This window comes from Clostridia bacterium (assembly GCA_028698525.1).
Taxonomy (GTDB): domain Bacteria; phylum Bacillota; class Clostridia; order JAQVDB01; family JAQVDB01; genus JAQVDB01.
Genome location: JAQVDB010000111.1, coordinates 1 through 3,939, shown reverse-complemented (window position 1 = coordinate 3,939; position 3,939 = coordinate 1). Strand labels below are relative to the sequence as shown.

General features: G+C 36.0%; 5 protein-coding genes. All 5 read left to right on the top strand.

Translation table 11 applies throughout. The features are described from left to right. Positions 1-546: zinc ABC transporter substrate-binding protein (locus PHP06_10750; protein ID MDD3841019.1), on the top strand; the 546-nt coding region annotated here is incomplete at its 5' end. A gap of 3 nt (positions 547-549) precedes the next feature. Beyond that, positions 550-1,290: a metal ABC transporter ATP-binding protein gene (locus PHP06_10745; GenBank protein MDD3841018.1), complete on the top strand. Its 741-nt coding sequence runs from the start codon at positions 550-552 to the stop codon at positions 1,288-1,290. 3 nt (positions 1,291-1,293) lie between these two features. Further along, positions 1,294-2,094, top strand: a complete 801-nt coding sequence (locus PHP06_10740) for a metal ABC transporter permease (GenBank protein ID MDD3841017.1) — start codon at positions 1,294-1,296, stop codon at positions 2,092-2,094. 202 nt (positions 2,095-2,296) lie between these two features. Further along, positions 2,297-2,950 (top strand): transglycosylase domain-containing protein, encoded by a 654-nt coding sequence (locus PHP06_10735; protein MDD3841016.1) that lies wholly within the window; start codon positions 2,297-2,299, stop codon positions 2,948-2,950. 81 nt (positions 2,951-3,031) lie between these two features. Continuing rightward, positions 3,032-3,939 (top strand): LacI family DNA-binding transcriptional regulator (locus tag PHP06_10730; protein ID MDD3841015.1); only part of this gene is annotated, 908 nt, incomplete at its 3' end.

The following is a 3,939-nucleotide window of genomic DNA, read 5'->3' as shown; positions in this document are numbered from 1 at the left end:
GATCTTGCAGATAGGGTAGCCCAAGTCTATCCGGACAGGGAGTTCTCTCCAGGGGAGAGGGATCCTCACATATGGCTTTCGCCTAAAAGGGTGAAGGTGATGATAGATATAATCGCCCAAGAATTGTCAGGTATTGATCCTGAAAATTCGGGAATATATGAAAAAAATGCTGAACGCTATAAAAAACAGTTGGATAAGATGGATGATTACATAGAGGAAACTTTAAGTTCTCTTAAGCATAGGGCATTTATAGTATATCATCCTGCATTTGGTTATTTTGCAGATGATTATAATATGGAAATGATCGCTGTAGAGGAAGATGGCAAGGAGGCTACTGCGAGAAGGTTGCAGCAAATAATTGATGTAGCAAAAGAAAAGCAAATAAAGGTCATATTTTATCAAGCGGAGATAGACAGCCAGCAGTCTGAGACTTTGGCTCAAGAGATTGGAGGCAGAACCCAGAAAATTGAGCCGTTAGCTGAGGATTATTTAGAAAATCTGGCGAGCATGGCAGATACATTTAAAGATGTGCTTCAGGGGGAATAAATTATGTGCTGTATACAAATTAGAGGGGTAAGTGTTTTTTATGACCGTGTTTGTGCTATTCAAGATGTAGATTTGAATATAGAAGATGGAGACTTCATGGCTATCATAGGCCCTAATGGAGGAGGTAAAACTACTCTTTTAAAGGTTATCATGGGTCTTATAACACCGTCTGAAGGAAGTGTTGTAAGGGATGACACGAAGAGAATGGGATATGTGCCGCAATTTACTTCATTTGACAAGAGTTTTCCTATAAATGTTATGGATGTAGTGCTTATGGGTAGGCTTAAAAAGCCAATTAAGCTTTTTAGTAGGTATTCTTCCTCAGATATTTCTGCGGCAGAAGATGTATTAGATAGACTAGGACTCATAGATTTAAGATACCGTCAGATAGGGCAGCTGTCGGGAGGACAACTGCAGAAGGTGTTGATCGCCAGAGCCTTATGCTTACAACCGGATATCTTATTGTTGGATGAACCTACAGCCAATATAGATTCCAATTCCAGCACAGAAATATATAAATTGCTCAAAGATATTAATAGAAAAATGACTATTGTAATGGTGAGTCATGACATTGGGGTGATGGCTTCTTACGTCAAAACTATTGCGTGTATAAATAAACGGTTGTATTATCATGGGGATTCTCAATTGGATATAGAAACGCTAAATCGTGTATATGGTTGTCCTATTGATTTAATTGCTCACGGAGTTCCCCATAGGGTGTTAGAAAAGCATCGGGGGGTTTGACCTATGTTTGATGCAATTATAGAGTATAATTTTATGCAAAATGCAGTGATAAGCGCATTGTTGGCCAGCGTAGTTTGCGGAATTATTGGCACTATCATTGTTGAAAAGAAGATGGTCATGATGAGCGGAGGGATAGCCCATGCATCTTTTGGGGGAATAGGATTAGGATATTTTTTAGGTATAGAACCTATTTTAGGCGCTTTATTATTTTCGTTGATATCGGCATTGGGCATATCTTCTATCAGGCGTAAAACAAACACCAATTCGGATGCCTTGATAGGTATGTTTTGGTCGGTAGGAATGGCTATAGGGATATTGTTTGTTGCATTTATGCCCGGCTATCCCCCCGATATGACATCATATCTTTTTGGGGATATATTGACAGTATCCGATAGATATATAAATATTATGTTGGTGTTAGATGCAATAATAGTACTTTGTTTTACCTCACTTTTTAATTATTGGAAGGCATATCTGTTTGATGAAGAATTTATTCAAGTTTTAGGAATAAGTGCCCCCTTACTTGAAAAGGTATTATTCATCCTTATTGCTATGACAATAGTGGTCCTTATAAAGATTGTAGGTATAATACTTGTGATAGCATTGCTCACTGTACCACCTGCTATTGTAAAACTGTTCACATATAATCTAGGAAAAATAATGCTGTTGTCTGCAGTTTTAGGCGCAGTATTTTGTATTTCGGGTCTTGTAGTATCCTACTTTTTTGACATACCATCGGGAGCTACCATTATATTGATTTCTGGAATAGCCTATTTTATTACATACTCCTTAAAAAGGAAATAGAAAATTTACCTTATATGCTGCAAAGGACTTCGGATTTTTATTAAAATTCAATAAAACCCAATTCTTACACAATTGTAATGTAGCCTGATAACTTTTCATAGTAGAATATAAATGATGGGCTGTTATCAGCTTAAAGCATAATATGTTTTTCGTGCATAAAATATTAATATTTGGGTATTTATACAAAAAGGAGAAATACAATATGAAGAGGATAAGGGCTATAATTTTAATCGTGGTGTTGGTTGTAGGTTTTGGTCTGGGTATCAATTTCATTATACATAAATACAGTCAGGTCTATTCAATAGATGAAAGCTTTAAGGAGCAGGTACAAGCAGATGTGCCTAATTATGTAACGATGGAAAACATACCTAAGAATTTGAAGGATGCTGTGGTATTGGTAGAGGATAGAAGGTTTTACAATCATGGTGGATATGACTTAATATCCATAACCAGAGCTTTATTTGCCAACATTAAAAATGGACAGATTGTACAGGGAGGCAGTACTATAACGCAACAACTGGTTAAAAATACAGTGTTGTCATCAGAAAAAACTTTTTCCAGAAAGTTTAAAGAGATGTTATTGGCGGTTGCCCTAGAGAGACAGTATGATAAACAACAAATTTTGGAGATGTACCTTAATGTGATATATTTTGGATCAGGTGCACATGGTATTTATCAGGCAAGCAGGACTTACTTCAATAAAGATGTAGAACAGCTCACTCTAGAGGAATGTGCGATGTTGGCAGGAATAATTCAAGCTCCCAGTGTGTATAATCCCAACGAGAATTATCAGAAGGCTAAATCCAGGCAGCAGATAATATTGGATTTGATGGTTGGACAAATCGAATTGAAATAAAAATAATAAATCATTGATTAATCTTCATATAAATTATATAATATAGATAAACTGGGAACGTTCCTATTAGGAGGAAACAGATTGGCTACAATTCTTGATGTCGAACGCGAATCAGGCGTATCAAAGTCGACAATTTCTCGATATTTAAACGGTGGAAGAGTCAAAGAAAGCAACAGAATCAAAATAGAAAAGGCAATAAAAAAGTTAAATTACAGAGTAAATCCGATAGCTAAAGGATTGAAGACCAATCGCACTTATACTGTAGGTGTACTGATACCCGATATTACAGATATATTTTATACGCAAATAATAAAGAGTTGTGAAAGCTTTTTAAACAGTCAGGGTTACAGCATAATTTTGTGTGATTATTCCGACGATATAAAAAAAGAGAGGCAGAGATTTGAATTTTTATTAGATAAAAAGATAGATGGATTAATATTTGCTTCCAGCGGCATGACTGACCAATACATAAAAGCGGTGATGGACAAGGATGTACCGGTTGTTCTTATAGACAGGTTGATTCCTGGGGTACAATGTGACAGTGTGATGGTAGATAATTTAAATGGAACTTATAATGCATTAGTAAAGGCTATAAAAAAGGGTCATAGAAAGATTGGGGTAGTAAATGGACCTCAGGAAATATATACGGCAAAAGAGAGATACAAAGGATATTTGAGGGCATTGGAAGATTATGGTGTGCCTATAAATGATGACTATATACTTTTTGGGGATTTTAAACAGGAAAGTGGAAAAAAATTGTTTATGCAAATTTATAATATGAAAGATAGACCTACGCTGATTTTTATTGCCAATCTTTTTATGGCTTTAGGTGCTGCAGAAGCCATAGTTGAGCATGGGATCAAAGTACCGGAGGAGGTTTCAGTTTTAAGCTTTGATGATATAACTGACAATCCGTTTTCAAGGGTGCTATCACATGTTATACAGCCTAAAATATCAAATATAAAGCAGCCTATTGAGGATATAGGCGA

What these genes read in the sequence shown, in the direction of transcription:
- PHP06_10745 (MDD3841018.1), top strand. Translation starts at nt 550, where the DNA reads ATGTGCTGTATACAAATTAGAGGGGTAAGTGTTTTTTATGACCGTGTT.
- PHP06_10740 (MDD3841017.1), top strand. Translation starts at nt 1,294, where the DNA reads ATGTTTGATGCAATTATAGAGTATAATTTTATGCAAAATGCAGTGATA.
- PHP06_10735 (MDD3841016.1), top strand. Translation starts at nt 2,297, where the DNA reads ATGAAGAGGATAAGGGCTATAATTTTAATCGTGGTGTTGGTTGTAGGT.